Here is a 25,431-nt window from a genome sequence, read left to right as displayed (position 1 = left end):
GCCGCCATCGCCCGGGCCAAGGCCAAGAAAGCCGCCCAGGCGCAAGGTGACGGGCCGGTGGTCGCAGGTGAGACATCCGTGAACACAACCGATAACGCCGTTGAGGCCCCTGCCGCCGCATCCGAGCCCGCCGCCGAGGTGGACCCCAAGAAGGCGGCCATTGCCGCCGCCATCGCCCGGGCCAAGGCCAAGAAAGCCGCCCAGGCGCAAGGTGATGGGCCTGTGGTCGCGGGTGAGACATCCGTGAACACAAGCGATACCGCCACCGCCGAGGCCCCTGCCGCCGCATCCGGGCCCGCCGCCGAGGTGGACCCCAAGAAGGCGGCCATCGCCGCCGCCATCGCCCGGGCCAAAGCCAAGAAGCTGGCGGCCGAGGCTGCCTCCTCCCCTTCGACCGACAAGAGCCACTGATCCATGTTCAATATCGCGAGTGCGCCCTTTGCCCACAACCGCAAACAGACCCAGACCCTGATGGTGCTGGTGATCCTGGCCTGCCTGCCCGGCTTCCTGGCGCAGACCTGGTTCTTCGGCTGGGGGACCCTGATCCAGATCCTGCTGGCGCTGGTCACGGCCCTGGGTTCGGAGGCCCTGGTCCTTCGCCTGCGCGGCCGCCCCGTCAAACCGGCCCTGCTGGATGGCAGCGCGGCGCTCACCGCCGTGCTCATCGGTCTCTCCCTGCCCCCCCTGCTGCCCTGGTGGATGCTGGTGCTGGGCACGGCGTTTGCCATCATCATCGCCAAGCATCTCTATGGCGGGCTCGGTCAGAACCTGTTCAATCCTGCCATGGTGGCCTATGTGCTGCTGCTGGTCTCCTTCCCGGTCCAGATGACCAGCTGGCTGCCCCCCTCCAGCATCGCCGCCTACGACATCGGCTTCGCCGATGCGGCCTCGGTGATCTTCACCGGCTTCAGCCTCGACGGCTACAGCATGCTGCAGCTCAAGCAGGGGGTGGATGGCCTGACCATGGCCACGCCGCTGGATACCTTAAAGACCGGGCTGACCCAGGGGCTGACCGCCACCGAAGTGATGACCCACAAGGTCTTCGAGGGCTGGGGTGGCATCGGCTGGAGCTGGGTCAACCTCGGCTACCTGCTGGGAGGCCTCTTCCTGCTCCAGCAGAAAGTGATCAACTGGCGCATTCCGACTGCCGTGCTGGGCGCATTGCTGCTCGCTGCCACCCTGGGCTATCTGGCCACCCCGGATGCCACCGCCACCCCCATGCTGCACCTGTTCAGCGGTGCCACCATGCTCGGGGCCTTCTTCATCGCCACCGATCCGGTGAGTGCCAGCACCACCGCAAAGGGGCGCCTCGTCTACGGTGTGCTCATCGGCGTGCTGGTCTATGTCATCCGCCGTTTTGGCGGCTATCCGGATGCCTTCGCCTTCGCCGTGTTGCTGGCCAACCTGTGCGTTCCCCTGATTGACAGTCTGACCCGCCCCAAGGTCTATGGAGCCCGTCGCAAATGAACCCACATCTGAATTGCCGCAGACGCGAGACAGGGAGCCTCCCATGTTGAAAAGCATGCGCAAGAATGGCCTGACCCTGGCCCTCTTTGCCCTCGGCTGCACCGCCATGGTGGTGCTGACCAACGAACTGACCCGGGATCGCATCGCCCACCAGCAAGAGCTGGAGAAGCTGCGCACCCTGCAGGCCCTGCTGCCCGAGGGGAGTTATGACAACGATCTGGTGGCCAGCTGCAAGCTGGTCAGCAGCCGGGAATACCTGGGCAGCAATGAGCCCATGCCCCTCTATACCGCCACCCTCAAGGGGGTGCACACCGGCTACGCGCTGGAAACCGTGGCCCCCGATGGTTACAGTGGAGCCATTCGCATGGTGGTCGGCACCGATGCAAAAGGGGCCGTCAGCGCGGTCAGGGTGCTGGCCCACAAGGAAACCCCGGGGCTTGGTGACAAGATAGAGCTGAAGAAATCCAGCTGGATCGACAGCTTCACCGGCAAGTCCCTCACGGCCGACAACGACGCCACCTGGGCGGTGAAGAAGGATGGCGGCGAATTCGACGCCTTCACCGGAGCCACCATCACCCCGCGGGCCGTGGTCAAGGCGGTGAAAAATTTGCTGAGGCTGCAACAGGAGCACCCCGAACTGCTGCACGATGCCCCCTCCTGCCATACCAACCCCTAACGCCGGAGCACACGCAATGGAACAAGTCGACGTGATTGACACGGCCAGCCAACCCGCCGGGGAAAGTGGCCGCCGCGAAGAGCTCAAGGAGCTGATGCTGCAGGGACTGTGGAAGAACAACCCCTCCCTGGTGCAGGTGCTGGGGCTCTGCCCCACCCTGGCAGTCTCCTCCACCTTCACCAACGCGCTGGGGCTCGGCCTTGCCACCATGGCGGTGCTGGTCAGCTCCAACCTCGCCGTCTCCCTGGTGCGCAACTGGGTGCCCAAGGATATTCGCATCCCGGTCTACGTGATGATCATCGCGGCGCTGGTGACCAGCGTGCAGTTGCTGATGAACGCCTACACCTACGGCCTCTATCAGGCGCTCGGCATCTTCATCGCCCTCATCGTCACCAACTGCGTCATCATCGGCCGGGCCGAGGCGTATGCCTCCAAGAACCCGCCGCTGCTGGCGGCCCTCGATGGCTTCATGATGGGGCTGGGCTTTACTCTGGTGCTGCTGGTGCTGGGTGGGCTGCGCGAGATCATTGGCATGGGCACCCTGTTTGACGGTGCCGAGCTGCTGCTGGGTGACTGGGCCAAGTCATTGCGCGTCGAGCTGTTCCACGCCGACGCCAGCCTGCTGCTGGCGATCCTGCCCCCCGGCGGCTTCATCGGCCTCGGTTTGATGATCGCCGGCAAAAACGCCATCAACGACTGGATGGGCCGCAAGCAGAGTGCCGAGAAGGCCCACTGCACCGTGCCTGCGGCGGGCGCCCGCACTACCCAGCTCTGAGACAAGAGAGAGCCATGAACAACCAGAAACGCAGGCTGATCCTGGAGCGGTTGCGCGATGACAACCCCCATCCCACCACAGAGCTCAACTTCACCACGCCCTTCGAGCTGCTCATCGCCGTGCTGCTTTCGGCCCAGGCCACCGATGTCAGCGTCAACAAGGCCACCGACAAGCTCTATCCGGTGGCCAACACCCCCCAGGCCATGCTGGATCTGGGGGTGGACGGGGTCAAGGAGTACATCAAGACCATTGGCCTCTTCAACACCAAGGCCGAGAACGTCATCAAGACCTGCGCCATTTTGCTGGAGCGCCACGGCGGCGAGGTGCCGGAGAATCGCGAGGCCCTCGAGGCCCTGCCCGGCGTCGGCCGCAAGACGGCCAACGTGGTGCTCAACACCGCCTTCGGCTGGCCCACCATCGCCGTCGACACCCATATCTTCCGGGTCTCCAACCGCACCGGCTTTGCCGTGGGCAAGAACGTCGATCAGGTGGAGGAGAAGCTGCTCAAGGTGGTCCCCGCCGAGTTCAAGCTGGACGTGCATCACTGGCTCATCCTGCACGGACGTTACACCTGTCTCGCCCGCAAGCCCCGCTGCGGCTCCTGCATCATCGAAGATTTGTGCGAATACAAAGAGAAGGTCTATCCCGAGAGTTGATCTGCAGGCCTCTGCGGATCCGGTCTCGGGCCATGGATTCAAGGCAGTACCAATCCACCAACCCGGAGAATTGAGCAATGAGAATTCTGCATACCATGTTGCGCGTCGGCGATCTGCAACGTTCCATCGACTTCTACACCCGAGTGCTGGGCATGACACTGCTGCGCAAGAGCGAGAACAGCGAATACAAGTACACCCTGGCCTTCGTCGGCTACGGCGACGAGAAGGATGAAGCCGTCATCGAGCTCACCTACAACTGGGGGGTGAGCGAGTACGAGCTCGGTTCCGCCTATGGCCACATCGCCCTGGAAGCGGACGACATCTATGCCACCTGCGAGGCACTGCGCGCCGCCGGCGCCAAGATCACCCGCGAGCCGGGCCCGGTGAAGGGCGGCACCACCGTCATCGCCTTCGTGGAAGACCCGGACGGTTACAAGATTGAGCTGATTGCCAAGAAAGACGCCGGTAACGGCCTGGGCGCCTGAGCCCACGCCGCCTGGCGGTGAGAAAAACAACGGGGCCCAGGGCCCCGTTTTCATTGGCTGCAACCACCGTCAGGCCAGGCGGAAGCGCCCCATGCTCTGGCGCAGACCCGCCGCCAGCTGGCTCAGCTCCAGACAGGCTTTGGCGGTGTGATCCGCGCCGGTCGCGACCTCGTTGGAGGAGTCGTTGATGCGCGCCACGTTGCGGCCCAGTTCATCGGAGACCGCATCCTGCTCGCCACAGGCACTGGCAATCTGGATCGCCATGTCGGCTATCTGGGCCACCGCCTCTTCAATCTGACGAATGCCCGCACTGGTGCGTTCACTCTGGCTCACGCACTGGCGGATCATCTCGCAACTCTGGCCGGTCACCGACTTCGCCCGGTTGGCACGAGCCTGCAGGGTCTCGATGATGGCGACGATTTCGCCGGTGGAGGCCTGGGTACGCCCCGCCAGGGTGCGCACCTCGTCGGCCACCACCGCAAAGCCGCGCCCCTGCTCACCGGCACGGGCCGCCTCGATGGCGGCATTGAGTGCCAGCAGGTTGGTCTGGTCGGCAATGCCGCGAATGACATCCACCACCAGGTTGATCTGGGCAGACTCTTTCTCCAGTTCACTCACCAGGTTACCCGCCTGCTCCATCTCACCGGCCACCCGGGTGATGGCATCCAGTGCCCCCTGCACATCCTGACTGCCGCGACGAGCCAGGGCATTGGCGGAGCTTGCCGACTCCGAGGCCACCTCGGTGTTGCCCGCCACATCCGCTACCGTCGCCTTCATCTGGGCCATGGCGGTGGCGACCTGGGCTATCTCCTGCTGCTGGCTCTGGATCCCCTGGGATGATTGCTCGGAGACCGCGCTCACCTCCTCGATGGCGGCCCCCAGCTGGGTCACGGCGGCGGCCACCTCCTCGATGAGCCCACGCAGGTTGTCCTGCATCTTGAGGGAGGCGCTGGCCAGCATCCCCAGTTCGTCCTGCCCGATGTGCTGGCGATCCAGCCGATGGGTCAGATCCCCCAGGGCGATGGCATTGGCCTGGGCCACCACGGCTTGCAGGGGCAGGCAGATCTGGCGGGTGAGGAACCAGGTCATGACCCCCATGAAGATCAGCAGGGTCGCGATGCTCACCACGGCAAAGGTCATCACCATGGTGACGCTGCCAAGCAGGCTGCCACGGTTCTCTTCCACAAAGCCAAGATTCACCTTCACCAGGGCACGCACCGCCAGCTCCAGCTCGGTGTAGAGCCCGTTCGAGCGAAACAGCGCCTCCCTGGCCTCATCCCTGCTGCCCTGGAACAACAGGGCATCCACCTGGTTGACGGCCCCCAGATATTGCAGCCACTGCTGCTTGACGCGGTTGAAAGCCTGGCGTTCATGCTCGGCCCCCACGGTTGCCTCGTAGGCATCCATGACCTGCTGCACCTTGCCCAGGCTCTCCTGGATGCGGGCGCGGCGAACCTGCCTGTCGACGGCATCTTCCACCATCAGCAGGGCAAACTGGGCACGGCGCACATAGGAGACGTCGTAGAGCAGGTTGTCCACCGAGAGCACGCTTGGCAGGGTGGAGTCGGTGAAGTTCAATACCCGATCCCGAATGTCCCGCAGTTCGGTGGCGAGAAACAAGCCGAAGACGGCGTTGATGACGGCAATGACCGCAAAGACGGCGGCAATCTTCTTGCCGATGGAGAGATGCTTGTAAGACATGTTGGCTGGTGATCCTCGACTGCAGTTGTGCAGTGACACAATGATCACATCCGTGTAAGCGGTGACCCGAGACTCCTGACGGGAAATGACGATGGGAGCAAAGAGAGGGGATCCCTTGCTTCTCGCTCGCCCCACGCCGGGCCTTGTGCCCGCCGCGAGGCTGCCAGCACAGGAGCGACCAGCTCGACGCAAAACTTGAGCCGATTGCCACAATCGGTCCGCCGTCATGGACAAAGCAGGGGCTAGGTTATGTAATGGCCGCTCGTCTCTCCCCATTCCTGTCTTCAGAGGCCCCATGGACAACGTATCGACCCTCTCCCCTTCCTGGTCTGTCCAACTGCGCGAGCAGATAGCGGATCGCCCCCTCATCGCCCTGGGGCTGCTGCTCGCCCTGGTCGCCGTGCTGCTGCTCCTGGTGCAGAGTCTCGTCATGCTGGCAGCAGGAGAGATCACGCCCGGGGTACGCTATGGCCTCATCGGCGGCGCTGCGGGTTTTGCCGCCACGGCGCTGGGCGCCCTGCCTGCCCTGTTCCTGCGCGCCGTTCCCCAACGGGTGGAAGATGCCATGCTGGGGTTCGCCGCCGGCATGATGCTGGCGGCGAGCGCCTTCTCCCTGCTGCTGCCGGGGCTCGAGGCCGCCGAGGGGATCACGGGTGACGGCTTCCTCGCCGCCGCCGTGGTGGTGGCCGGCATGACCCTCGGGGTGCTGCTGATGCTGGGACTGGATCAATTCACCCCTCACGAACACGACAAGACCGGCCCCTGTGGTCCCGGCCATGAGAGCTGCTCACGGGTCTGGCTGTTCGTCTTCGCCATCGCCCTGCACAACCTGCCCGAAGGCATGGCCATCGGGGTCAGCTTCTCCCAGGGAGACATGACGGTGGGACTGCCCCTCACGACCGCCATTGCCCTGCAGGACATTCCCGAAGGGCTGGCGGTGGCGCTGGCCATGTGCGCAGCCGGTTTTCGCCCGCCGGTGGCCGTGCTGGTCGCCATCGGCAGCGGCCTGCTGGAACCGCTCGGCGCCCTGCTCGGGGTCGGACTCGCCAGCGGCATGGCCATCGCCTACCCCATCGGCCTCGGGCTCGCGGCTGGTGCCATGCTGTTTGTTGTCTCCCACGAGGTGATCCCGGAAACCCATCGCAACGGCCACCAGACCCACGCCACCCTGGGCCTGATGGCAGGCTTCGCCCTGATGATGACACTGGATACAGCCCTGGGGTGAGACGCCGACGCCCCATGCAACCCGTGGTCTCCCACGAGGTGATCCCGGAAACCCATCGCAACGGCCACCAGACCCACGCCACCCTGGGGCTCATGGCGGGCTTCGCCCTGATGATGACCCTCGACACCGCACTCGGCTGATCACCCCCCTCAAGCCCCGTGCGCCCGGTGACGACAGCGCGAACCCCTTGAAATAAGAGGGGGAAATCGCCTAATGTTGAGCACCCGGCGCCCTTTGACTGGTTGATGTACGGCGCCTGAATCCCATCGGAAGCCTGCCCGGATGACCCCCAGGATAATCCTGCTGCTGTGTCTGCTTGTCCTCACCGCCAGGGCCATTGGCGCCACCGAGGTCTTTCATACGGCCGCGCAACAGGCGTCGTCCCCCAAGTACGTGACGCTCCCCGACGGGCATGTCGGCGGGATCTGCGTCGATCTCTTCCGGCTCATGGAAGCGAGGGAGCCTGCCCTTCGCATTGAGGGAGATCAGCGCTTCCTGCCGCTGCGACGGCTGGAAAAGAAGGTGCAGCACGGCCAGCTGGACTTCATCTGCGGCGTGGGAGAGAGCCCGGCCAGGCGGGATCACTTCATCGTCCTGACCCCCGCCATCTTCACGGTGCGCTACCACCTGGCGGTGCGCCGTGACGATCCCGTCGAGATACGCAGCTGGCAGGATGTCAGGGCCCTCGGCCAGGCGGGCATCATCCTCATCAACCATGGCAGCGGTGCCATCGCCCGGCTCCAGGACATCGGCGGCCTCATCATCGACAGCGGCGGGATCAGCAACCAGGCCAACTACGAGAAGTTGTTGATGAAGCGCGGCCGTTTCGTCTACTACCGCTCCCCGGGGTTTGAGTCCGACTTGCGCGAACAGGGGCTGGCCGACAAGATCCGCATCCTCCCCACCGTGATGGAAGAGACTCCCTTCTACATCCTGTTCCATCGCCACAGTGCCCCCGATCGCCTGACCCTGTTCGCCAACACCCTGCAACGGCTCGCAGACAGTGGTGAACTGGCCGCCCTGGCCAGACGCTACCCCTGACCCCCCATCCGCGCCATCGCAATGCTCGGCGCCACCGCCAAGTTTTGCTATCATCCACGCCAACTTTTTCGGCCCAGCGGCCATCGAGACGAGGTAGATGATGAAAGTAGGTATTATCGGCGCCATGGAGCAGGAAGTGGCCCTGCTGCGCAGCCAGCTGAGCGAGCCCACCACCCTGCAACTGGGCGGCTGCGAGTTCTATCAGGGCAAGCTGGCCGGTAAAGAGGTGATCCTGACCCGCTCCGGCATCGGCAAGGTCGCCGCCAGCGTCGCCACCAGCCTGCTGCTGGAGAAGTTTGCTCCCGATTGCGTCATCAACACCGGTTCCGCCGGCGGCTTCGCCCAGGATCTGCACATCGGTGACGTGGTCATCGCGAGCGAGATGCGCTTCCACGACGTGGACGTGACCGCCTTCGGTTACGAGATGGGCCAGATGGCCCAGCAGCCCGCCGCCTTCCCCTGCGACGAAAAACTCATCGCCCTGGCACAGACCTGCATTGCCGAGCAAGGCAAGCACCAGACCAAGGTCGGGCTCATCTGCACCGGCGATCAGTTCATGTGCAAGCCGGACGCCATCGCGAAAGCCCGTGCCGACTTCCCGCAGATGCTGGCGGTGGAGATGGAAGGGGCCGCCATCGGCCAGGTGTGCCACATGTTCAAGGTGCCCTATCTGGTGGTACGGGCCATGTCGGACATCGCCGGCAAGGAGCAGGTGGAATCCTTCGATGCCTTCATCGAGGTGGCGGGTCAACACTCCGCCGAAGTGATCATCGCGCTGCTCGGCAAGCTGTGATCGACGCCCCCTCCTGGGATGCTCTGATGACCGCCCTCGCCTCCACGACGGCGGCCATCATGGTGGGGGCCGCCCTGCTGGAGGCCCTGCTGCCCTGGCCCGCACGCTTTCGACCCGGCGCAGCCGTGCCTCTGCTCACCCGCCTCGGCCAGAAGGTCTATCGCCCCGACGGCACGCCACGCCAGCAGAGCCAGGCCGGGCTCCTTGCCCTGCTGGTGGTCTGGGTGCCCTGCGCTGCCGGTCTCTGGGCGGTGCGCAATCTCTCCCTATCCGAGCCCCTGTTCGACCTCCTGTTCCTGCTGCTGATGCTCGAATCCCGCCCCTTGCGGGAACTCGCCCAGGGGAGCCGCGCCCTGGCGACCCAGGAGACGCTGGTCGTGGCGAGGCTGCAGGTCGCCCCCTGGCTCAAGCGGGAGACCGGCAAGCTCTCGGTGATGGGGTTGAACAAGGCGGTGAGCGAGACCTGCGTGCTGCGCCTCGTGGGTCAGTGGGCCGCCCCCCTGCTGGGTTTTGCTCTGGCCGGGGTACAGGGTGCCCTGCTGGTGCGGCTCGCCCAGTTGACCCATCTGGCGTGGAACCCCAAGCAGAACGCGTTCGTCCACTTCGGCCGCCCGGCTGCGGCGCTCTATCAGGGTTTCTGCGCCCCCGCCATCCTGTTGCTGGCGCTCCCCCTGTGCCTGACCCAGGTGCGCGGGCTGAGCAACAGAGTGCGACCTGCGCTGCATTGGCCCCATCCCGCCATGGGGGTCCTGCTCGCGCTGCTGGCCCGAGCCACGGGCAGCCGACTCGGCGGCCCCCGCTACTATCAGGGCCAGCTGGTGCGCTTTCCGGTATTTGATGCAGGGAGCGAACCCGATGCCAACCTGCCCCTGCGCCTGCTGCAGCATCTGCAGCTGACCGGCTGGGGCTGGCTCGGGCTCTCGCTGCTCCTGACATGGATGGCGCTCAATCATGGCTGATCGCGTTTCCCTTCGTGCCCTGGGCCTGTTTGTCTGCCTGCTGGGCACCTCACTGTGCGCCATGGCCACCCCGCCGCAGCGCATCGTGAGCCTCACTCCCCATCTGACGGAACTGCTGTTCGATATCGGCGCCGGGGATCGCGTGGTCGCCACTGACGATGCCTCCGATTACCCCGCCGAGGTGGCCAACCTCCCCAGGGTGGCCAACTATCGCAGCATCAACCTCGAGGCGCTGCTGGCCCAGAAGCCGGATCTGGTAGTGGCCTGGCGCTCCGCCCAGGCCCGCATGCTGGGCCCGGTCGAGCGCCTCGGCATTCCCGTCTTCTACTCGGAGCCCACCGACTTTGCCTCCCTGGCTACCGAGATGCGCAGCCTGGGCCATCTGCTCGGGCTCACGCCCAGAGCCGACGAGCAAGCCCGCGCCTATCTGACCCGGCTCGACGCCCTGGCGGCGCGCTACGGCGAGCCCAAGCCCCTGTCTGTCTTCTATCAGCTCTGGTACCCGCCGCTCACCAGCGTCAATAATTCGACCTGGCCGGGGCAGGCCATCACCCTCTGCGGCGGACGCAACATCATGGCGAAGACGGGAGCAGCCTACCCCCAGGTCGGGCTGGAGCAGGTGATCAAGGCCAATCCCGGGCTTATCCTGGCTGGCGGCCGGGATCCTTCTGTGCTGGATCACTGGCGGCAGTGGCCCATGCTGGACGCCGTCAAACACCAGCGGCTCGCCCTCATCAACGCCGATGAACTACACCGCTTCACCCCCCGCGCCCTCAACGCGGTGGAGCAGATATGCGAGGCGATCGCCGGGACCAGCACGCCAACTCCTTGATGGCGCCTGCGTCACGGCGATGCTCTCTCCCATATCGCGGGTTGTGGCATAAAATATGCTTTTAAATCTAACAGACACTCACTTCATAACGGGACCATGACATGTTCAACGGCAAAACGATCCTGATCACCGGGGGAACCGGCTCCTTTGGCAAGAAGTTTATCGAGGCTGTCCTCTCCCTCTACACGCCAAGCCGGTTGATCGTCTACTCCCGTGATGAACTCAAGCAGTTCGAAATGCAGCAGCGTTTCAATCACCCCTGCATGCGCTATTTCATCGGTGACGTACGGGATGCCGAGCGCCTCGAGATGGCCATGCACGGCGTGGACTTCGTGGTGCATGCCGCCGCCCTCAAGCAGGTGCCTGCCGCCGAATACAACCCCATGGAGTGCATCAAGACCAACATCCATGGTGCGGAAAACGTCATCAAGGCGGCCCTCAACAACGGGGTCGAAAAGGTGATCGCCCTCTCCACCGACAAGGCGGCCAATCCGGTCAACCTGTATGGCGCCACCAAACTCTGCTCCGACAAGCTGTTCGTCGCCGCCAATAATATGGCGGGCAAGCACCCCACCATTTTCTCCGTGGTACGTTATGGCAACGTGGTCGGCTCCCGGGGCTCTGTGGTGCCCTTCTTCGATCGCCTGATCAAGGAAGGGGCCAGCAGCCTGCCCATTACCCATGCCGAGATGACCCGTTTCTGGCTCACCCTGCAACAGGGGGTCGAGTTCGTGCTGACCAACTTTGCCCGCATGAAAGGGGGGGAAGTGTTCGTTCCGAAGATCCCGTCGGTACGCATCACGGATCTCGCCAGCGCCATGGCGCCGGACTTGCCCCAGGAGATCATCGGCATCCGTCCGGGCGAGAAGTTGCACGAGGTGATGTGTCCGGCTGACGACTCCTACCACACCTATGAATTTGACGACTATTACGTCATCGCTCCCAGCATCACCTTCACCAGCCGAAACAATGACTTCGCCGTCAATGCCCTGGGTGACACCGCGGTGCGGGTCGAGCACGGCTTTGAATACAATTCCCTCAATAATCGCCACTTCCTGTCGATAGAGGAATTGAAAGTCATGAATCAGCAGGTGCTCGCCGAATGATCCCCTATGGACGCCAATCCATCACAGATGAAGATATCGAAGCCGTCGTCGCCGTGTTGAAGTCGGACTACCTCACCCAGGGTGAGGCGGTCCCCGCCTTCGAACAGGGATTGGCCGACTACTGCCAGGCTCCCCACGTGATCGCCTGCAGCAACGGCACCACGGCCCTGCACCTTGCCTGCGCCGCGCTGGCGCTGGGCGAACAGGATTGGGTCTGGGTCTCCGCCATCAGTTTCGTCGCCTCCGCCAACTGTGCCCGCTATTGCGGCGCCCAGGTGGATTTCGTCGACGTGGACTCCGCAACCGGCAACCTCTGCGTGACGGCGCTGCGCGAGAAGCTGCAACAGGTTCAGGGCAGCGCTCGTCAGCCGAAAGCCCTGGTCGCCGTGCATCTCGCGGGCCAGCCCTGCGATCTCGCCGAGATAGGCGCCCTGTGCCGAGAATATGGCGTGTCCCTCATCGAAGATGCCTGCCATGCCCTGGGAGCCCGTTATCAGGGAGAGCCCATCGGCAGTTGTGCCCACAGCGACATGACCGTCTTCAGCTTCCATCCGGTCAAGCCCATCACGACCGGGGAAGGGGGTGCCGTCACGACTCGCAGTGCCGAGCTGGCCGCGAGGCTTCGTCTCTATCGCAGCCATGGCATCACCCGGGATCCGGCGCAGTTGACCGTCGACACTCCGGGGGGCTGGTACTACGAGCAGCAGGTACTCGGCTTCAACTATCGCCTGACCGACATCCAGGCGGCGCTGGGAAGCAGCCAGCTCGCCCGCCTGCCGCAGTTCATTGACAGGCGCCGGTTGTTGGCTGCCCGCTACGACGAGCTACTGACCCGACTGCCGGTCGAGCCCTTACACCAGGGGCATGACAGACTCAGTGGCTACCACCTCTATGTGATCCGGGTGCAAGACCGGGATGAGGTGTTTGCCCGCCTGAGAGACGCCGGTATCGGCGTCAACGTGCACTACATGCCCATTCCGGCCCAACCCTATTACCGTGATCTCGGCCACGACCCCGCCAACTATCCCGGTGCCCAGGCCTATTATCGACAAGCCATCAGCCTCCCCCTGTTCCCCGGCCTCTCCCTGGCCGAGCAGGATCAGGTCGTTCAGACCCTGGAGTCGGTGCTATGCGCCTAGCACTAGGTACGGTCCAGTTCGGGCTCGATTACGGCATCAGCAACCGCGCAGGCGAAGTGCAGGATCAGGAGCTCGACGCCATTCTGGCCCTGGCCCGCAAGCTGGGGGTGAATACCCTGGACACGGCCCAGGCCTACGGCAAGGCCGAGGCGAGGCTCGGGATGTACAACACCGCCGACTTTCAGGTCATCACCAAGCTCTCACCCAATATCGATGCCGCGGATCTGACCCCCTCTTTGGAGGCCAGCCTGCAACGACTGGCTCGTCCCAGTGTCGATGGCTTGCTGCTGCACCGCAGCCAGGACGCCAGCCCGGCCCTGTTCGAGCGGTTGGCAGACCTTCAGCATCAGGGCAAGGTGGGCAAGGTGGGCGTCTCTGTCTACACCCCCGAGGAGCTGACGCGTTGGCTCGAGCAGGGTTATCCCCTGGAGCTGGTGCAGCTCCCCGCCAATCTGCTCGATCAGCGTTTTTTGCGCACAGGCTGGCTCGATCGGTTGCAGGCCATGGGGTGTGAAATCCATGTGCGCTCCCTCTTCCTGCAAGGCCTGTTATTGATGCCGCCAACCCTTCGTCCCCCTTATTTTGACGCCTTCAGCGAACCGCTCTCGCGACTGGATGGGTGGCAGCCCCACCTCTCCCTCCTCCACAAGGCGCTTGCCCTGATCCCGGCCCTGCCCCAGGTGAGCCGCTTCGTGGTCGGCGTCTGCCACGCACACGAGCTGGCAGCGATTGCATCTGCCTATGCCCATCTGCATCCTGCTCAGGACGCCGAACTCGCAACCCTCGCCTGCGACGAGCCGGCCCTCATCAACCCTGCCATGTGGAGAACATCATGATCCTCGGGATCCTGCAGGCCAGAGCCAACTCCAGCCGACTGCCTGGCAAGGTGCTCAAGCCTCTACTCGGCGAGCCCATGCTCGCCCGCCAGATAGAGCGGCTCAAACGTTCCGCCAGGCTGGATCAACTGGTGGTCGCCACCAGCGATCAGCGCGAGGATGAGGCCATCGCGGCGCTTTGCGCCGAGCTGGACGTGCCCTGTTTTCGCGGCCCCCTGGACGACGTGCTGCAACGCTTTCATCTGGCGGCGCAACCCTTTGGCCCCAGCCAGATTGTCAGGCTCACCGGCGACTGCCCCCTAGCGGATCCCGCCCTTATCGACGAGCTGATCGCGCTGCATCTGGCCGGCGGCTACGACTACAGCAGCAACTGCTGGGATCCCAGCTACCCTGATGGGCTGGACGCGGAGATCATGAGCGTCGCCACCCTGGCGCTGCTGGCCGAGTACGCCCACACCCCGACCCAGCGCGAGCACGTCACCTACTACATCCGCCAGCATGCGGATCAGTTCAAGATAGGGGCACTTAGCCGCACCCCCAGCCTAGCCCACCTGCGCTGGACGGTGGACGAGCCCGCCGACTTCGCCCTGGTTGAGCAGATATATCAGCGCCTCTACCCGTCAAACCCGGCCTTTGCCACCGACGACATTCTCGCCCTGCTGGCTCGTGAGCCGCAGTTGGCGACCCTGAACACTCAACATCAACGCAATGAGGGGCTGGCGCGATCGCTGGCCAAGGAGAACCACTCATGACCTCACGGTATCAGCATTCACTGACCCTCTCAGCCCGGGCCGAGCAGAGCATTCCCTTAGGGTCCCAGACCTTCTCCAAGAGCCGCCTCTGCTTCCCCTACGGCGCCGCCCCGCTCTTTATCGAGCGCGGCCAGGGTGCCAGAGTGTGGGACGTGGATGGCAACGAGTATCTCGACTTTGCCAGCGGCCTGCTGGCCATCAGCCTGGGTTACTGCGATCCGGAGGTGAACCAGGCCGTGCTGGAGCAGCTCAACCTGGGCTCCATCTTCTCCCTTCCCCATCGGCTGGAAACCGAGGTGGCGGAACAGCTGATCGAGCTGATTCCCTGCGCCGAGATGGTGCGCTTTGGCAAGAACGGCACCGATGCCACCTCCGCCTGCATCCGCCTCTCTCGCGCCGTCACAGGGCAAGAGCGGGTCGCGGTCTGCGGCTACCACGGCTGGCAGGACTGGTACATAGGCTCCACCACCCGCCACCTGGGGGTGCCCGAGTGCGTACGCGAGCTGACCCATCGCTTCGACTACAACGATCTGGCCTCCCTCAAGGCCCAGCTGGAAGCCCATCCCGGCGAGTTTGCCGCCGTGATCCTGGAGCCCATGAACGTCGCCTGGCCCGCCCCGGACTTTCTGCCCGGTCTGCGACAGCTGTGCGACGAGCACGGCGCCCTGCTCATCTTCGATGAGACCATCACAGGTTTTAGAAATCATTTAGGAGGCGCCCAGACCCTGTTCGGGGTGACCCCGGATCTGGCCGCCTTCGGCAAGGGGATGGCCAACGGCTTCCCCATCTCCGCCGTAGTGGGCCGCCGCCAGTACATGCGCCGCATGGAGGACATCTTCTTCTCCGGCACCTTCGGCGGCGATGCCATCGCCCTGGCGGCGGCCAACGCCGTGATCGGCAAGATGCGTCGGCTCGACGTGCCCACTCGCCTGGCCGAGCGGGGCCAGCAACTGCTCGATGGGCTCAACGCCCTGTTGCAAAAGCTGGATGCCCCAGGCTGGCTGCAAAGCGCCGGCCACCCCAGTTGGTGTTTCTTACTGACAGGTGATTCAACCAACCACACAAGCTGGCAGTTAAAGAGCTATTTAATGCAGGAGCTGTGCAAGCGTGGCATACTTAGCCTTGGCAGCCACAACCTGAACCTTGCCCATAGTGAAGAGGACATTCGAACCCTGCTGGCCGTCTATGCCGAAGTCCTGCCGGAGCTTATCCGTCTGGACGCGAGCAAGGCCATCCATCAGGCCCTGGATGGCGAGCCTATCCAGCCGGTATTCAAGGTGCGCTGAGTGCAACCAGATATGCCGCAGACTCAACGCACAGCATCGGATAGCATGAGGCTAGACGGCCAGCGGATTGTTTTTCGTACCGATGCATCGCTGGAGATCGGTTCAGGCCATGTAATGCGCTGTCTGACCCTAGCCGATGCATTGAGTGAGAAAGGGGCTGAGTGCTGGTTTATCTGCCGTGCGCATCCAGGACACCTGGCTGAGCTTATCCGTACCCGTGGGCACCACTGCCATCTGCTTGACACAGTCGCCGAGCCAGAACAAGGCTCTGCGGACATATCCTCACCTGCACATGCGAGCTGGCTTGGATGCAGCAGGATGCTGGATGCTGCACAAACCCATGTAATTCTGGCCGAGCTGTGTCCAGCATGGTTGATTGTCGACCACTACGCTCTCGACGCCCACTGGGAAAGCAGGCTCCGTAATTATGTCGGTCGAATCATGGTGATCGATGACCTTGCGGATCGTCCTCACGATTGCGATCTGCTGCTCGACCAGAATCTGGGCCGCCAGCTCGATGACTACCGAAAGCATGTCCCACCCGGTTGCCAACTCCTGATCGGCCCACGCTATGCATTGCTTCGCCCAGAATTTGCTGAATTACGAGAATACTCTCTAAAGCGGCGCCAGCGTCCGGTGTTAAAACAGGTTCTGATCACTATGGGGGGTGTCGACAAGCTTAATGTAACTAGCCAAGTGTTGAATGCATTACGCTGTGCCCCCTTGCCTGACGATTGTCGGATCCTTGTAGTAATGGGACCAAAGGCCCCATGGCTAACACAGATTGAAGATCTCGCTGCAACTCTACACTGGCCAACCGAAGTACTGGTTAATGCTAACAATATGGCGCAACTTATGGCGAGTAGTGACTTGGCGATCGGTGCTGCGGGTAGTACATCTTGGGAACGATGCTGTCTCGGTTTACCTACATTGATGATGATAATTGCAGACAACCAACAAGAAGCAGCACACAATTTAATGTCGGCTGGAGCGGCTGTGTGTATGCAAGAAAGAAATATGGAAAAAAACATTACACATTGGGTTAATGAATTTATTACAGCACCAGGAACTAGCACTGCAATGACAAGTTGTGCCAGTAGTATTACAGATGGTTTAGGAGTCTGGTTAGTTTCAGACAAAATAATATCTACTTAAATGGGAATTTTGCCATGGATTCTCTTGGTGTATTACGAAATGTTAGAGAAAATGAACTTGATATAATGCTCGCTTGGCGTAACGAGCAAAAAGTAAGAGGTAATATGTACACTCAGCATATTATATCGCGTGAAGAGCATTATTCTTGGTGGGAGAAAACTAAACTCCGTCAAGACCAAAGATATTATATGTATGAATACGAAGGGCAGCCATGTGGCATAACATCATTTAACAATATAGACTTGAGTAATAAAAATTCAGCCTGGGCATTTTACACATCACCTTCAGCACCGAGAGGATCTGGAGCTAAGATGGAGTTTCTGATGCTCGACCTAGCATTCATTACGCTTGGCTTACACAAACTATACTGTGAGGTATTAGAGTTTAATCGCCCTGTAATTACTTTACACCACAAGTTTGGCTTTGAAACTGAGGGGGTTTTTAAGGATCAGCGCTTTACTAATGGAGAGTTTATCAACGTTCATAGACTGGCTATTTTAAAAACCCAATGGGAATCCAATAGAACTGCTCAACTAGAAAGAATAACAGCATTCAGGAGCAGATAGCATATGAAACCAAGAATATTTATTAATGACGTTGGCATTGGTGTTGATTTTCCTCCATATGTGATAGCAGAAATGTCTGCTAACCATAATGGCAATCTAAATAATGCATTCCGCTTAATTACAGAGGCTAAGCATGCTGGTGCTAGCGCTATAAAATTACAGACTTATACAGCAGACACCATTACTCTTAACAGCAATTCCCCAGAATTTCAAATCCATGAAGGGCTTTGGCGCGGTAAGAGTCTTTATCAACTTTACCAAGAGGCTCAGCTACCTTGGGAATGGCATGCTCCCTTATTTCAGCATGCCCGTAAAATCGGTATTACAATTTTCAGCTCTCCTTTTGACACCACCGCGGTAGATCTCCTAGAAGAGCTCAATGCGCCTGCCTACAAGATTGCCTCTTTTGAAGCAATTGACCTACCATTGATCCGCTATGTCGCAAGCACAGGCAAACCCATGATCATATCGACGGGCATGGCAAACGCGGAAGAAATTGAAAATGCGATTGAGGCGGCGAGAACTGGTGGCTGCAAAGAATTAGCCATACTTCACTGTGTCAGTGGTTATCCTGCTCCGGCTGAAGATTACAACTTGCGCACCTTGCTAGATATGCAGCAGCGCTTCGGATTAGTGACTGGGTTATCCGATCATACGCTCGACAATACAACAGCTATTGCCAGTGTTGCCTTGGGAGCATCGGTCATTGAGAAACATTTTACTCTGGATCGCAATGGCGGTGGTCCTGACGATAGTTTTTCGCTGGAGCCGACAGAATTAAAGCAACTATGTATTAGTGCCAGAACAGCATGGTCTGCACTGGGTCAAGTGGATTACAGCCGAAAATCCAGCGAAGTGGGAAATGTAAAATTTCGGCGCTCTCTCTATTTTGTCAAAGACCTGCAGGTGGGAGAAACCATCACGGCAGATGCGGTGCGCAGTGTACGTCCTGGCTTTGGATTGGCGCCCAAATATCTTCCTGATGTGATAGGAAAAACTGTTACTCAACCTATATTGGCAAACACGCCGGTAAACAACGACGTTTTTAAATAATGGAAGGGCATATGCATCAGAAGAAGGTCTTCATGGACCACGAAGGGAATGAGTGGTATAAGCGCAACAAGGCCGCCATCCTCGATAAATCTCTGGCAAATGATCCCATCTTCAAGGCGCTGGAATATCTGGGCAGCAGACCTGCCAGGATCCTGGAGATAGGCTGTGCCAACGGCTGGCGGCTGGCGCAGCTGGCCGAGCACTACGGTGCCCGATGCTATGGGGTGGACCCTTCGGCCAGCGCCATTGAAGACGGGAGCACACGCTATCCCGGGTTGCACCTTGCAGTCGGAACGGCCGACAGTCTGCCCGATATAGAACCTGTCGATCTCATCATCTTCGGCTTCTGCCTCTATCTGTGCGATCCCCAAGACTTGTTCAAGATTGCCGCTGGCAGCGATGCGCTACTGGCCGATCGGGGCCTGATGACCATACTGGATTTCAACCCGCCGGCAGGACATTATCGCAACGACTATCAACATCATGCCCATTTATTCAGCTACAAGATGAACTATGGGGAGCTGTTTGGTTGGCATCCGGGTTACCACCGTCTGTTTGAACATGTACAGCATCACGACGGTAGCGCAGAAATGGAACCGGATGCCTTAATCTCCGTGCAAATCTTGCGAAAGGATGCAAGGTTGCTCGCAGCGCAGAACCCCTATCCAAAAAGATAAAAAATACCGACCCTGGGTCGGTATTTTTCTTCGTGCAAGGCTCATGGCTTGTATAACCCCTTCCGGGGAAGATTCACACCTTGCTACCCGCTTTTTTTCTGAACAATGCCATCACTTCGTTATCTATCATGTCCACACTGTCGAGCGCTCTTGGATACATCGCCTTCACCTTCCCGAGAAACTCCAGCCACAACGCGATGGCGGGCTTCATCAGTTGCAGGGTTTTCTCTTCACCTTCGAACGAATAGAGAATGGAGCTCAACAGCGTAAACACATAGTTCATTGAGCCGACCATGGTCTGGGTAATATGCTGCTGCCGTGTGGCGGCAATCTGGGCGAGGTAACCAAAGTTGCGCAACATCAACTGGTTCACTTCGTTGCGCGACGTGAACGGGTGTTGCCATTCCTCCATCATCTTGTCGATAAAGATATTGAAGAACTCGACATCGAGCAGAGAAGAAAAGTCTTCTTTGGACAGTGGAATAGGGGCGCACAACGATGCGATTTCTCCCAGCAACGCCGTCTTGTCAACGCGCTGGGAGAAGCTGATTTCAACGCTGGGCAAGGCTCTGGTATGGGTTATTTTGGCGCCATCGCTACAGTTGAAACACTGTACATCGGGATTGGCCGCCAGTGCTTGCTCCATGACATGGCGGGAGGTATCAAACATGGCGTTGCTGATGACCATACCGCCAAAATTCCCTTCTCGCCGCCATTGGCTGTCGCCATACATCATCTCACCCAGGGTTCCGGCACTCTCTTCATTGTTGTAGTAAGAGCTGAGCCGGGAATGGTGATGCCCCTTGTGCTTGTACCCATTGTCCAGACCGAAGAGATAAAGATGCTTGAAGCCAAGGTGGATGGGAGCACTGACACCGATGTTGCCGACCAAGGGGTTCACCCCTCCCAGGGCCGCACAAGGTTGTAAACCGGGGAAATAATTTCGATAAAGCACGACGCCAGGTTCACTGAGTTTGAATGCGAGTGCCGAGGTATTGAACAGCGTCGCGCAGTCAGGATGAATGACATCGGTACTCAGGAACAGCACATCGCGCAGATATTCAGGATCATCCAGGTTCACCAGGAAATCATAAACGACCTTGGTTCTTTCCGTCTCGACGTGAATATCCGGTTTGATGCCCACTTTGTGCAAGGCAGAAATGGCGCTGCCACACGAAATGATGATGGCTTTGTCTTTGTTCTGTTCTATGACAGCAATGGCATCATCCAGAGACGGACCATTGGCGACGATGAAAACAGGGGTTCGTTGATACTGGGGCGAGACCCGTCGATCTTTTTGCAGGAACGGGACTCCGCGCTCGATGTTGTTGATGGTGTGAGACAGGGCGATCAGATTGTCGTCAAAGAACCCCCACCCCATCACCAGCAAGAAATATTCTTGCTGCACCTTTTCGATCAGCTTTTTGATCTTCTCATTCTGATAGCCCCACATGATGAATGCATTGGCAATCAGGAAGGAGCCACGGCTGTGAATGGCAGAGGCGAAATCCTTGACGATGCTCTCTTCATCCTGTCCCAGCAGGATCTGCATCCCCAGGTTCTCCTGATGCAGGTAATCGAGCAAAGGTGCCCAGTCGAAGCAGTACAAGGAGGCGTAAAAGAGATCCAGATCCGGCTCGAAGAGGAACAGAGTGCCGATCTTGCACCTTTCATAGAGATAGCCAAGGTGGTACCCGAGACCGACGCCAAACACCAGGGCACTGGGGACCTCATTGGGTACATGTTCAAGCTGGGTCTCCGTCTCAGAAATATCGTCAAGGTAAGCATTCAGCTTGTTGAGATACTCGACATGCATAAAGCCAAGGGGATTTGCCTCCTGGCTGAAGGAGAACTTGGACAGGCCCCCTTTCTCCATGAACTCGGTGACCAGGGTCTCACAGATGAGGTAGGGTTCGTTGCCGTAGACGGCAACTCCATCATCTAGCCACTCAAGATTGGGTTGACCATTCTCGTTGCAGAAGAACCTGAACGGGCGAGCGGGTTGATAGCGCTCATAGGTATCGGCGATATGGGGAATATATCGACGGAATGCCGCCATATTCTGTTCAAATCTCAGCGGCAACGCCACTGCCATGGCGGCTTCCTGTTCCGCCTGCTGCTGGAGTCGCAGTGCATCCTGCTCAGCTTGCATCAGGGCGGAATCGACATTGAGCGACATCAGAACTCCTTGCTGTTCACACGATAGGCCTGACCGGCCTTGCTGGCTCTTCCGAACAGGGTCAACTGTTCGAAAATGGCATGATGATGAGTGGCGGCCAGGTTTTTCATGGCCTCTTCCTGAACGGACAATCTGACGGCCAGAGCGGCTACCGCCTGTTGCTCTGCCGCTTCGCCGCTGGCCAGCGTGACCAGCTTATCGATCAAGACAAGCCTGTCATCCATGCATTGCAAGGCATCATCATATTGCTGCTGCCGCAACAGCATCTCCATGAGGCGGGCATTCTCGTCCAGTGCCTCTTCGAGCACGGTAAGCCTGGAGCTCACAGCTCACCCAACTGCTGTCTCATCTGATAACCTTGGTGTTTTTCGGATTCAGGCAGTTGATCCCAGCCTGACTTGATGGTCAGCATCAGAGTCATCACTTCATCAAGAGGCGCCGTATCCCGGTTCAGACTGGCATCCCATACCCGTTCATCCATATAGGCGTAAAGCCCATACAGATCCTCCGCCATGCGCCCCTGGCTCATGTCCAGCGCATCCTGCAACCCGTGAAGCAATCCTTGTGCCTTGGAGACGGCAGTGGCTTTGGCCTCCATGTCATTGCGCTCAATGGCTCCCTTGGCTTGAGCCAGTCGCTCCAGGCAGCCCTGCATCATCAACTGGATGACACGGTGAGGGTCTGCAGTGGCCAGATCGGCCGCCAAATTACCCGCTGTATATGCTTTGATATTGCGCTTGTACATAATTCAACACTCTCGATCTATCAAGACTTCTGATAACTCGTCTGCAATGTTGCCAATGCAGAAGCAGAACTGTTCATCTTGACCAACAAGGCATCCAGACTGCCGTACTGGGCGCGCAATGCCGCTTCATACTTCGTCAACTGGGCATTGGCCGTCGACGTTTTTTGGGTCAGCGCACGCAAATCCGAATTCAGGACATCTTCTCGTTGCGCAAGCATGCCGCCGCTCTTGGTATATTCTTTCAGGCCGGAATTCAAGGTAGATGCCAGCCCCTTCTCTCCCCCAAACAGGGCCACCACCTGATCGAAGTTCTTGTCGACAGCTTCCCCGAACTTCGTCTTGTCGAGGGACAGTTTTCCCTTGTTGTCCATCTTGATGCCAATCTCAAAGACGGTGGAATAAGTACCGCTGTTCTGAGAAGGGCTGACCAGCAGGTTGCTCATGAAAGACTCGATCGCTCGGGTGGTGGAATCACCGGCCAGGGCACCGCCATCGTCCTGCTTCACACCACCCACGAAGGTGTTGCGTTTGCCCAGGGAATTCATCTTGTCTTGCAGAGTGTTGTAACCATCCACGAACTGCTGGACAAGCTCCTGAATGGAGGTCTTATCGGTCGTGATATCGACCTTGTTTGCCTTGAGATCCCCCGCACTGTCTTTATCCGACACGCGAAGTACCGTCACCTTGAGATCCTGAATGGAATCATCAAAGGTGTTGGTATCACTCTTGAGGACGTTGCCATCCACGTTAATCTCGGCACTGCTGGCTGCACGGGTCTGGCTCATCACACCGCCACCGGCTTCGAAGACCCCTAGCTCGGCGTTATCGCCGGTGATGGTCAAATCCTTGCCGTCTCCCGAGATACCGGAGTCGATCACCAGCTTGGCCTTGCCATCAGCCGTGTTTACGATGTTGACACTCAGGCCGAAGTTATCGCCATTACTGTTGATGCTTTTACGGATATCTTGCAGGGTGTCCCCAGCCTTCACATCAACCTTGAACGTCTTGTCACCCGCTTTGAAGGTCAGTTGCCCATCCTGAGTCGCCAGAGGGGTGGTCGAACTGTCGAAGATCCCCTCCTGGCGGCTCGTTTCCGCCAACTTATTGACGATGATGTTGTATTGACCGTTGGAAGCACCAGACTTGCTCTCCACCTTCAAAATGGGGTCATCTTTGCTCTGGGTGATGTTGATGGCACGTTTGTTGAACGCACCTGGCGCACTCAGTTTATCAAGAATGTCGGTAAAGGCAGAGATGGAGGATTTCAGCTGACCGATACCGGACAAGGAGATCTGGGTACTGTTTTGCTTGGTAATGATCGGCTGTTGCAATTGAGCTTTTTTCGCTGCAACACTCGCCGAGATCACACTTTCAAGATCGAGTCCAGACCCCGCCCCTGCTGAAGTAATTGCCATCACATCCTCCTGTCTATCGACTTAAAATATCAGGTTACACCTGGCCATCGAACAACAGCCCGGAGAGACTTGGCAGGGTGTTCCCTGCCTGCTCCATGGCCTGCAACCTCTTGTTCATCAAGAGCATTTCTTCACTCGGGATCTGTCGGATAACCTGTTTGGTATCCACATCAATGACCTTGATGACCGGCTGCTCCAGCTCGGGAACCAGACTGAAGTTGATTGTCCATCCCTTCATCTTGCTCAAGTTGTCCAAGCGTTCCTGCAATTCTTGGGCCTGTTTTTCTATATAGGCCTTGTCAATGCTCGGCTTGACTGCCTTGATGTGTGTCGGTGGCTCCTGCGATGCCTTGGCTGCCGACTCGACGCCTTTCTGTTCGGCCACATCATGTCCACCCGCAACGGATGAAGAAGCAGGCATGGCGGCCTGAGGGCCGCCATGTTGAGTTAGCGTCGAAGAAACAGAAGGCATGGCTATCGATTCATTGCCCATCTGCTGCTCCTCATATCAATGATGTTGACGTTACGGCCCGCTTAACCCAGCAGTTGCAGTGCAGACTGCGGACGCTGGTTGGCCTGGGCCAGGATGCTGGAAGCCGCCTGTTGCAGGATGTTCTGCTTGGTCATGTTGGCGGTTTCTGTCGCAAAGTCTGCATCGCGGATACGGGAACGTGCTGCGCTCACGTTTTCCGAGATATTGGCCTGGTTACGAATGGTGGAGTCCAGACGGTTCTGCACCGCCCCCAGCTCTGCACGCTTGCTGTCCACTACTCCCAACATGGCATCAGCAGCAGCCAGAACCTGTTGAGCACCATTCTGAGTGCTAATGCTGATAGAGCTACCGGCAGCAAAGATGGCGGTAACGTTGATGGCTGTACCAATGACAGTACCTACATCCACCGTCGTGTTGGCTGCAGCCGCAATGCCGGAGATGCTGAAACCGTCAGCCTGGGAGAGGCTGAAACCGATGGTTTGGTTGGCATCCGCACCGACCTGGAAGCTGCCGCTGTAGTTGCCATCCAGCAATTTGGTACCGGCAAAGGTGGTGTCTTTGGAGATACGGTTGATCTCCGCCCCCAGCTGATCCACTTCCTTCTGCAGAGCTTCACGATCTTTGGCGGAGTTGGAGCCGTTGGCAGATTGTTGCGCCAGGGTACGCATGCGTTGCAGCATACCTGTCACTTCGTCCATGGCCCCTTCAGCGGTCTGCGCCAGAGAGATGCCATCGTTGGCGTTGCGGTTGCCCTGGTCCAGGCCGTTTACCTGGGAGGTCAGACGGTTGGAGATCTGCAGACCCGCCGCATCATCCTTGGCGCTGTTGATGCGCAGGCCGGAGGCCAGACGGGTGTAAGAGGTATCCAACGACTTGGTGGTGTTCATCAAGTTACGCTGGGCGTTCAGTGATGAAGTGTTGGTGTTGATAAACATGGCCATAAAAGATTTCTCCTGATGAACAAGAAACTGCGGGTCCTGCTTGCATCAAGCGAGTCAGAATCCCACCGTTCAGATGGACAGATTGAACGGTCTGTCTCATCTGGCGGGCCCTCTGTTTGAACGGACGTCGAACCCGCAGTCGCGCAAATGTTGGATTTCCGAACACCCTTCAATTTGCTTCATCATCTGTAACGGCAGCCCTGCCGGAAGCTTTAGGAAAATACTTGCCGCTTTTGGCGACCCAGGTGGCAAAGTACCTCCTCCCTTGATGCAGAAATAGCCGGAGAGAATATTGCCGTGGTGAGTCTGGCAATCAGACAACCATGAACGGAGTGGAAAGATAACGTCACATTTGATGCTGCGGGTTAGTCGTGGCTGGTTGTGAGTCATCATGAGGCAAGACGGACCGGGACTATCGCGAGGTATCGGTCCAGGAGAATATCATCGTGCAGACTACCTTACCGATGATCATCACTTG

The 25,431-nt window shown here is 59.3% G+C and carries 27 protein-coding genes and 1 pseudogene; 21 read left to right on the top strand and 7 right to left on the bottom strand.

The window, feature by feature from the left end; all coding sequences use genetic code 11:
• The 6 genes and pseudogenes from BN1120_RS10295 to gloA all read left to right on the top strand — a co-directional run.
• Positions 1 to 411, top strand: a pseudogene (locus BN1120_RS10295) (electron transport complex subunit RsxC); the annotation flags it as partial.
• Positions 412 to 414: 3 nt separating this feature from the next.
• Complete coding sequence (rsxD, locus tag BN1120_RS10290; RefSeq protein WP_010674314.1) at positions 415 to 1,467, top strand: electron transport complex subunit RsxD; 1,053 nt, start codon at positions 415 to 417, stop codon at positions 1,465 to 1,467.
• Between the two features lie 43 nt (positions 1,468 to 1,510).
• Positions 1,511 to 2,143 (top strand): electron transport complex subunit RsxG, encoded by a 633-nt coding sequence (gene rsxG / locus BN1120_RS10285; protein WP_042015982.1) that lies wholly within the window; start codon positions 1,511 to 1,513, stop codon positions 2,141 to 2,143.
• A gap of 16 nt (positions 2,144 to 2,159) precedes the next feature.
• On the top strand, positions 2,160 to 2,918 hold the full coding sequence (locus BN1120_RS10280) for an electron transport complex subunit E (protein WP_042015981.1): 759 nt from the start codon (positions 2,160 to 2,162) through the stop codon (positions 2,916 to 2,918).
• A gap of 14 nt (positions 2,919 to 2,932) precedes the next feature.
• Entirely contained in the window at positions 2,933 to 3,574 is a 642-nt protein-coding gene (nth, locus tag BN1120_RS10275) for an endonuclease III (protein ID WP_005302279.1), read from the top strand.
• A 77-nt stretch (positions 3,575 to 3,651) separates the two neighbouring features.
• Positions 3,652 to 4,059 carry a lactoylglutathione lyase gene (gloA, locus tag BN1120_RS10270; protein WP_039038673.1) on the top strand — a complete coding sequence of 136 codons (408 nt, stop codon included), beginning with the start codon at positions 3,652 to 3,654 and terminating at the stop codon, positions 4,057 to 4,059.
• Between the two features lie 69 nt (positions 4,060 to 4,128).
• On the opposite strand, the gene BN1120_RS10265 is transcribed toward gloA, so the two are convergent.
• Entirely contained in the window at positions 4,129 to 5,760 is a 1,632-nt protein-coding gene (locus BN1120_RS10265; protein ID WP_010674309.1) for a methyl-accepting chemotaxis protein, read from the bottom strand.
• A gap of 295 nt (positions 5,761 to 6,055) precedes the next feature.
• Here BN1120_RS10265 and BN1120_RS10260 point away from each other — a divergent pair, with 295 nt between their 5' ends.
• From BN1120_RS10260 to BN1120_RS10200, 15 genes are all read left to right on the top strand, one after another.
• Entirely contained in the window at positions 6,056 to 6,985 is a 930-nt protein-coding gene (locus BN1120_RS10260) for a ZIP family metal transporter (protein ID WP_039038671.1), read from the top strand.
• Complete coding sequence (locus BN1120_RS21290; protein ID WP_412095861.1) at positions 6,982 to 7,125, top strand: hypothetical protein; 144 nt, start codon at positions 6,982 to 6,984, stop codon at positions 7,123 to 7,125. Before BN1120_RS10260 ends, BN1120_RS21290 begins: the two co-directional genes overlap by 4 nt.
• A 142-nt stretch (positions 7,126 to 7,267) precedes the next feature.
• Entirely contained in the window at positions 7,268 to 8,026 is a 759-nt protein-coding gene (locus tag BN1120_RS10255; RefSeq protein ID WP_042015979.1) for a substrate-binding periplasmic protein, read from the top strand.
• Positions 8,027 to 8,126: 100 nt separating this feature from the next.
• A complete protein-coding gene (mtnN, locus tag BN1120_RS10250) occupies positions 8,127 to 8,819 on the top strand; it encodes a 5'-methylthioadenosine/S-adenosylhomocysteine nucleosidase (RefSeq protein WP_042015997.1) in 693 nt (230 codons plus the stop codon).
• A 26-nt stretch (positions 8,820 to 8,845) separates the two neighbouring features.
• Entirely contained in the window at positions 8,846 to 9,778 is a 933-nt protein-coding gene (locus BN1120_RS10245; RefSeq protein ID WP_042015995.1) for a cobalamin biosynthesis protein CobD/CbiB, read from the top strand.
• Positions 9,771 to 10,610: a cobalamin-binding protein gene (locus tag BN1120_RS10240; RefSeq protein WP_042015978.1), complete on the top strand. Its 840-nt coding sequence runs from the start codon at positions 9,771 to 9,773 to the stop codon at positions 10,608 to 10,610. The genes BN1120_RS10245 and BN1120_RS10240 overlap by 8 nt, the downstream gene beginning before the upstream one ends.
• Positions 10,611 to 10,711: 101 nt before the next feature.
• Entirely contained in the window at positions 10,712 to 11,716 is a 1,005-nt protein-coding gene (pseB, locus tag BN1120_RS10235) for a UDP-N-acetylglucosamine 4,6-dehydratase (inverting) (protein WP_041215437.1), read from the top strand.
• The gene (gene pseC, locus BN1120_RS10230; RefSeq protein WP_042015976.1) at positions 11,713 to 12,855 is read left to right on the top strand and encodes a UDP-4-amino-4,6-dideoxy-N-acetyl-beta-L-altrosamine transaminase; all 1,143 of its coding nucleotides are present in this window, start codon (positions 11,713 to 11,715) and stop codon (positions 12,853 to 12,855) included. The genes pseB and pseC overlap by 4 nt, the downstream gene beginning before the upstream one ends.
• On the top strand, positions 12,846 to 13,691 hold the full coding sequence (locus BN1120_RS10225; RefSeq protein ID WP_042015975.1) for an aldo/keto reductase: 846 nt from the start codon (positions 12,846 to 12,848) through the stop codon (positions 13,689 to 13,691). Before pseC ends, BN1120_RS10225 begins: the two co-directional genes overlap by 10 nt.
• The gene (locus BN1120_RS10220) at positions 13,688 to 14,443 is read left to right on the top strand and encodes a cytidylyltransferase domain-containing protein (protein ID WP_042015974.1); all 756 of its coding nucleotides are present in this window, start codon (positions 13,688 to 13,690) and stop codon (positions 14,441 to 14,443) included. The genes BN1120_RS10225 and BN1120_RS10220 overlap by 4 nt, the downstream gene beginning before the upstream one ends.
• Positions 14,440 to 15,729 (top strand): aminotransferase class III-fold pyridoxal phosphate-dependent enzyme, encoded by a 1,290-nt coding sequence (locus tag BN1120_RS10215; protein ID WP_042015973.1) that lies wholly within the window; start codon positions 14,440 to 14,442, stop codon positions 15,727 to 15,729. The genes BN1120_RS10220 and BN1120_RS10215 overlap by 4 nt, the downstream gene beginning before the upstream one ends.
• A gap of 45 nt (positions 15,730 to 15,774) precedes the next feature.
• On the top strand, positions 15,775 to 16,884 hold the full coding sequence (pseG, locus tag BN1120_RS20750; protein ID WP_080767984.1) for a UDP-2,4-diacetamido-2,4,6-trideoxy-beta-L-altropyranose hydrolase: 1,110 nt from the start codon (positions 15,775 to 15,777) through the stop codon (positions 16,882 to 16,884).
• Positions 16,885 to 16,898: 14 nt separating this feature from the next.
• Positions 16,899 to 17,450, top strand: a complete 552-nt coding sequence (gene pseH / locus BN1120_RS10205; RefSeq protein WP_042015970.1) for a UDP-4-amino-4,6-dideoxy-N-acetyl-beta-L-altrosamine N-acetyltransferase — start codon at positions 16,899 to 16,901, stop codon at positions 17,448 to 17,450.
• Between the two features lie 3 nt (positions 17,451 to 17,453).
• Entirely contained in the window at positions 17,454 to 18,503 is a 1,050-nt protein-coding gene (pseI, locus tag BN1120_RS20745; protein WP_080767979.1) for a pseudaminic acid synthase, read from the top strand.
• Between the two features lie 11 nt (positions 18,504 to 18,514).
• Positions 18,515 to 19,180: a class I SAM-dependent methyltransferase gene (locus BN1120_RS10200; RefSeq protein ID WP_042015969.1), complete on the top strand. Its 666-nt coding sequence runs from the start codon at positions 18,515 to 18,517 to the stop codon at positions 19,178 to 19,180.
• A gap of 73 nt (positions 19,181 to 19,253) precedes the next feature.
• Here the strand turns inward: BN1120_RS10200 and BN1120_RS10195 are convergent, their stop codons facing one another.
• From BN1120_RS10195 to BN1120_RS10170, 6 genes are read right to left on the bottom strand one after another with little or no spacing between them, the layout of a single operon-like run.
• Positions 19,254 to 21,359 carry a motility associated factor glycosyltransferase family protein gene (locus BN1120_RS10195; protein ID WP_042015967.1) on the bottom strand — a complete coding sequence of 702 codons (2,106 nt, stop codon included), beginning with the start codon at positions 21,357 to 21,359 and terminating at the stop codon, positions 19,254 to 19,256.
• Complete coding sequence (locus BN1120_RS10190) at positions 21,359 to 21,631, bottom strand: hypothetical protein (protein ID WP_042015994.1); 273 nt, start codon at positions 21,629 to 21,631, stop codon at positions 21,359 to 21,361. The genes BN1120_RS10195 and BN1120_RS10190 overlap by 1 nt, the downstream gene beginning before the upstream one ends.
• 50 nt (positions 21,632 to 21,681) lie before the next feature.
• The gene (gene fliS, locus BN1120_RS10185; protein ID WP_042015966.1) at positions 21,682 to 22,104 is read right to left on the bottom strand and encodes a flagellar export chaperone FliS; all 423 of its coding nucleotides are present in this window, start codon (positions 22,102 to 22,104) and stop codon (positions 21,682 to 21,684) included.
• 20 nt (positions 22,105 to 22,124) lie between these two features.
• Positions 22,125 to 23,522 carry a flagellar filament capping protein FliD gene (gene fliD / locus BN1120_RS10180; RefSeq protein WP_162183356.1) on the bottom strand — a complete coding sequence of 466 codons (1,398 nt, stop codon included), beginning with the start codon at positions 23,520 to 23,522 and terminating at the stop codon, positions 22,125 to 22,127.
• A 31-nt stretch (positions 23,523 to 23,553) separates the two neighbouring features.
• Complete coding sequence (locus BN1120_RS10175) at positions 23,554 to 24,012, bottom strand: flagellar protein FlaG (RefSeq protein ID WP_225315744.1); 459 nt, start codon at positions 24,010 to 24,012, stop codon at positions 23,554 to 23,556.
• A gap of 41 nt (positions 24,013 to 24,053) precedes the next feature.
• Positions 24,054 to 24,953: a flagellin N-terminal helical domain-containing protein gene (locus BN1120_RS10170; protein WP_042015963.1), complete on the bottom strand. Its 900-nt coding sequence runs from the start codon at positions 24,951 to 24,953 to the stop codon at positions 24,054 to 24,056.
• Positions 24,954 to 25,431: the final 478 nt, after the last annotated feature.

This window comes from Aeromonas caviae (assembly GCF_000819785.1).
GTDB lineage: Bacteria > Pseudomonadota > Gammaproteobacteria > Enterobacterales > Aeromonadaceae > Aeromonas > Aeromonas caviae.
The sequence above is the reverse complement of the archived record's forward strand: the minus strand, read 5'-3'. Positions and strand labels throughout refer to the sequence as shown.